We start from the raw sequence: 3,733 nt of genomic DNA on the forward strand, positions 1-3,733 counted from the left end.
CGGGGGTGCGACGGCAGGCGCCGGCGTCACGGTAAAGCTGGCCAGTTCGGCGGCCGGTGCGTCGAAATCAATGGTGAAGGGGACATCGCCGACCAGGTTTGTGGCTTCGAAGCGTGAAAGCGGCACCGTGGCGACTTGTTCCCTCGACGTGCCGCAGTTGCCGGGGCACAAATCGATGGTGTCCGTGACACGGTAGCGAATCGATGGCGTCACGGTGATGGTGCCGGAAGGGTCCCGCACCAGGGTGGCGGTGATGGTCGCTGCACGCGAATCGTCGACCGGTGAAGGACGGGCCCCGAAAGGATGGGCACTCTGGTCGCTGCCGATGCCGCCGGCGATGTTGCCCGCGATGTCCGTGGGATAGTTGAAATTCATCTCATTCGGTCCGCCCGATGCATTGATCGCACGCCGGGCGTCGATCAGATGGCTGGACACATCGAGGGTCACCCTCGATGTACCGCCCATCAGGGTGGCATGGTCCCGCTCCACAAGGCGGCGTAAGGCGTCGATGAGAAAACGCGTCGTCGCCTGAGTGGTTGGTGAGCTGGAGAAGTCGGCACCAAAACGGCCACTCAAGTCTTCCACAGCGCTGCCGCCGGTCATATACGTGGCCCACAGCGGTACGACCCTGGGATTCACCTTGGTGGCGATTCCGGCGAGGATTAACGGCCCGGCCCAGACCAGGTCACGCAACGCCTCGTTGACGTCGGCGAAAGGTCTGCAGAAGTTTGCATGGCAGCTTGCATCCGCACCGGTCCAGCCGCCCGAACCGGTCGGCTTATTGGCCAGTGCCCGCAAACGTGCCGTACCGATGGCTTCGGCCCCTTCGCGGATATCGTCGATCAGGTCCCGGCGGATCACCTGCTGGCGACCGGCGCCGTCACTGGATTCGGCCACGCGTTGTTTGCGGGACACGCCACCAATCGAGATCCGGTCCTCCCGTTGCTGGATCACGTGCGTCAATTCGTGTCCCAGCAATCGTTGGCCCGTGGGTGTGTGGGGCGGGCAGCCGCCGCGCCCGATAACGATATGGTTGCCGATGGTAAAGGCCCGTGCCTGGATGGATTCGGCAATCTCCGACGCCGCTGAATCCATATGCAGCCGGACCCGGCCCAGATCGCGTCCCAAGCGCGACTCGAAAAAAGTCCGGGATACGGGATCTAAGGGACGCCCGCCGGTCTTGATGGCCTCGATACCGGACGCCCGGTCCGCATCCAGTTCGTATGGTTCACCTGGGCCCCCCGCCTTCAGCTTGGCCTGGATTCCAGTCGAACGCAGAATCGATCCCACGGTCGCCGTCCGTTGGTTGCCGGACCATCGACGATAGGGTGGGAAAACCGCCTTGCGATACCCATGGGCGGTTTTTTATGCTTCCAGGCAAAGGTCCGCATGCACCTCTCCTTGTTCGGGGTGAAGCCACCCAGGCTACCAGCTACCCTCCGGCATGTTGGCCGCTTTCACCGCGTCCCGCGCCGCCGTGAGCAGGCGTCCCCCGCCCACCCATTCGTTGTTGCGGATGCGCCGCTGCACCCGGTTGCCGCTGTAGACAACGGTTTCTGCGATCACGCTGCCGACAATCGTATGCAGGGATTCCATGGTATTGCCATCCAAGGTGACGTCGGCGGACAACAGCAGGTTGCCGTTCCAGGCAATCATCGAATCGGAAATCAGGATCGCCTTGTAAAAATCGGTCAGGACCCCCTTGCCGCTTCGATGATCTGGCGGATTTCATCCACCGTTCGCTCGCCAGGGCCAGGCGGGTCAGCATCGTGCCCTGGATGCTCAAATCGGCGGCCTGGGCAACCAGGGTCAACACACCGGCGCTGGCCAGCATCTGCTGAAGCTGCTTGATCTCCTCCTCGCTGAGACTGTCCACCGGAGGCACCGTAAAGGCTGACCTGACCATAAATCCGGCTGTTCAGAATGGAAACCCGGGCCAGGGCATCGGCCAGCAGCAGTGCGCCGCCGGCCGTGGCGTGATGGGCCTGATCGCGGATGTCGCCCAGCGCGTCCAGAAAATGGGTCTTGCCGGTTTCAGACAGCACCAGCACCTGCAGCAGGCGCTCGTAGCTCAGGCGTTCGTTGCGTGAGAGCTTACCGGCCGTCTCGAGTGCCGCCTGCAGCTGTTCGGCGATTTTCCGGCGGCCATTGGCGTTCAATTTGGCCAGTCTTTGGGCTTCGAGGCCTGCCGCAGCCAAAAACGTCCGGCGCTCGGGATGAGCAAACAACGCTGCCAGGTCGGCGTCGAAAGCAAAGATCGCCGCCGGTATGCTCAGCTCCGCCTTGGCGTGGGCTTCCAGCGTGCAGTGGTTCATGGAAAAAGCGGCGGTGCCGCTGACCGCCAGCAAAACCGTTTCGGCCGCCATGCCCACGTGATGCACGCGATCCAGATCGACCACGCCACAGCCTGAAATTGCCACCAAGCGCTCCTGCGCGAGACTGACGACCCACAGATCGGCCAGGTGCAGCACGTCGATGCCGATGAAGGCCGCCGAGCCGCTCGGCTGAATCCGCGTGCCGGGGCCGCATCCGGTCAGCGACAGATTCAGGTGCGGAAAGTCCTTCTCTTTTTCAACCCTTTCCAACGCATGCTCACCGCGCAACAGACAGAGGCAGATATCGAAGATGCCTTGGGCGGTCAGCGCCTTGACCGCCGCCGCGATGGAGGGGAACTGTCCGTCCGGTCCGATGGTGACCTTGCATCCGCCACCGGCCGGTCGCTGGCACAGGGCATCGATGGCATCCTGCACCGTCTCGATATTCGGCTGGTTCAGGAAAGCACAGGCACCGGGCGTATAGGCGACGTGCCGGGCCCGAATATCGCACAGCAGGCCGAGGGCATCGGCCACCGTGGCAATGGGTTGTCCCCGATAAAGACTGGTGTTGCATGGTTTCGGGTAACCGACATGCTCGGCTTGGATGCTGCAAATGGTGTCCAGCGCCTGCTTGACCGTTCCCTCGAAATTCAGAAACAGCCCTTGGGTGCAACCGGTCTGGTAATCGATATCGTGGGCATGCAGATCGGTCAGCGGCGGAAAGCTGTGGCGCCGCCGATCGGCGTCGTCCACATGGCGCGTGACCGTTCCGTCAGCGGCTACGCCCGCCAGGCGCAGGAAGTGGTGGTCGATCCCGTCGGGCAGGGTTCCGCTGCAGACGGCGCTGCCGGCCGTGTGAACCGCCTCACGCACCGCCGCGAGCCAGTAATCCCCCACGACAAAGGTTCTGCCACTCAGCTCCAGGTTCATCCGAAAGGCTTCGAGGTTGACCGTCAGGCCCGGCCCCAGGGCGACGTATCCGGGCTGGGTGGAGGAGATGCCCGTGGACAGGTCGACGCCCTTGTCCCAACCGTCCACCAGGGTCCAGGAGGATCCGCTGCGGCTCAGCTCGCAATACCCGTCCCAGCGTCGCACGAAGCTTTGGGGTCCGAAACGCCGTCCGGGATGGCGTAGGTGGTGTTAAGGATCCCGGCCCGCGGCGAGAATCCTGAAGTCAGGTGAACGCCGGCATGTTTTTCGGTGGTTGAATCGAAAATTCGTAGAGGAAGCGCGCATTGACGAATCCCGGAGGCATCAGCCCCTCGGCCTGGGCGCTGAACTGCTCGGCGCCGTTCTCGCTGGACCATTTCAGCGTCAGGGCGGTGGGGCTATCGGCCGCGCCGGCCACGGCATGCACTTCCAGGCGAAAGAGGTAATTGCCCACCCGGCCGCGCCGGCGCCCACCAGGCCCGCGCAGG

4 protein-coding genes are annotated in these 3,733 nt (G+C 63.6%); all 4 read right to left on the reverse strand.

The genetic code is table 11. From position 1 onward, the window contains the following. Positions 1-1,290, reverse strand: a 1,290-nt coding sequence (locus tag JCM12296_RS33250; RefSeq protein ID WP_157068141.1) for an eCIS core domain-containing protein, incomplete at its 3' end; no start/stop codon positions are given. A gap of 135 nt (positions 1,291-1,425) precedes the next feature. Then, positions 1,426-1,656 carry a hypothetical protein gene (locus JCM12296_RS33255; RefSeq protein WP_054702203.1) on the reverse strand — a complete coding sequence of 77 codons (231 nt, stop codon included), beginning with the start codon at positions 1,654-1,656 and terminating at the stop codon, positions 1,426-1,428. 35 nt (positions 1,657-1,691) lie between these two features. Then, the gene (locus JCM12296_RS33260; protein WP_054702207.1) at positions 1,692-3,410 is read right to left on the reverse strand and encodes a hypothetical protein; all 1,719 of its coding nucleotides are present in this window, start codon (positions 3,408-3,410) and stop codon (positions 1,692-1,694) included. Between the two features lie 79 nt (positions 3,411-3,489). Continuing rightward, positions 3,490-3,733, reverse strand: a 244-nt coding sequence (locus tag JCM12296_RS40665) for a hypothetical protein (RefSeq protein ID WP_172684239.1), incomplete at its 5' end; no start/stop codon positions are given.

Origin of the sequence: Desulfosarcina cetonica JCM 12296 (assembly GCF_001311845.1) — a bacterium.
Classification (GTDB): domain Bacteria; phylum Desulfobacterota; class Desulfobacteria; order Desulfobacterales; family Desulfosarcinaceae; genus Desulfosarcina; species Desulfosarcina cetonica.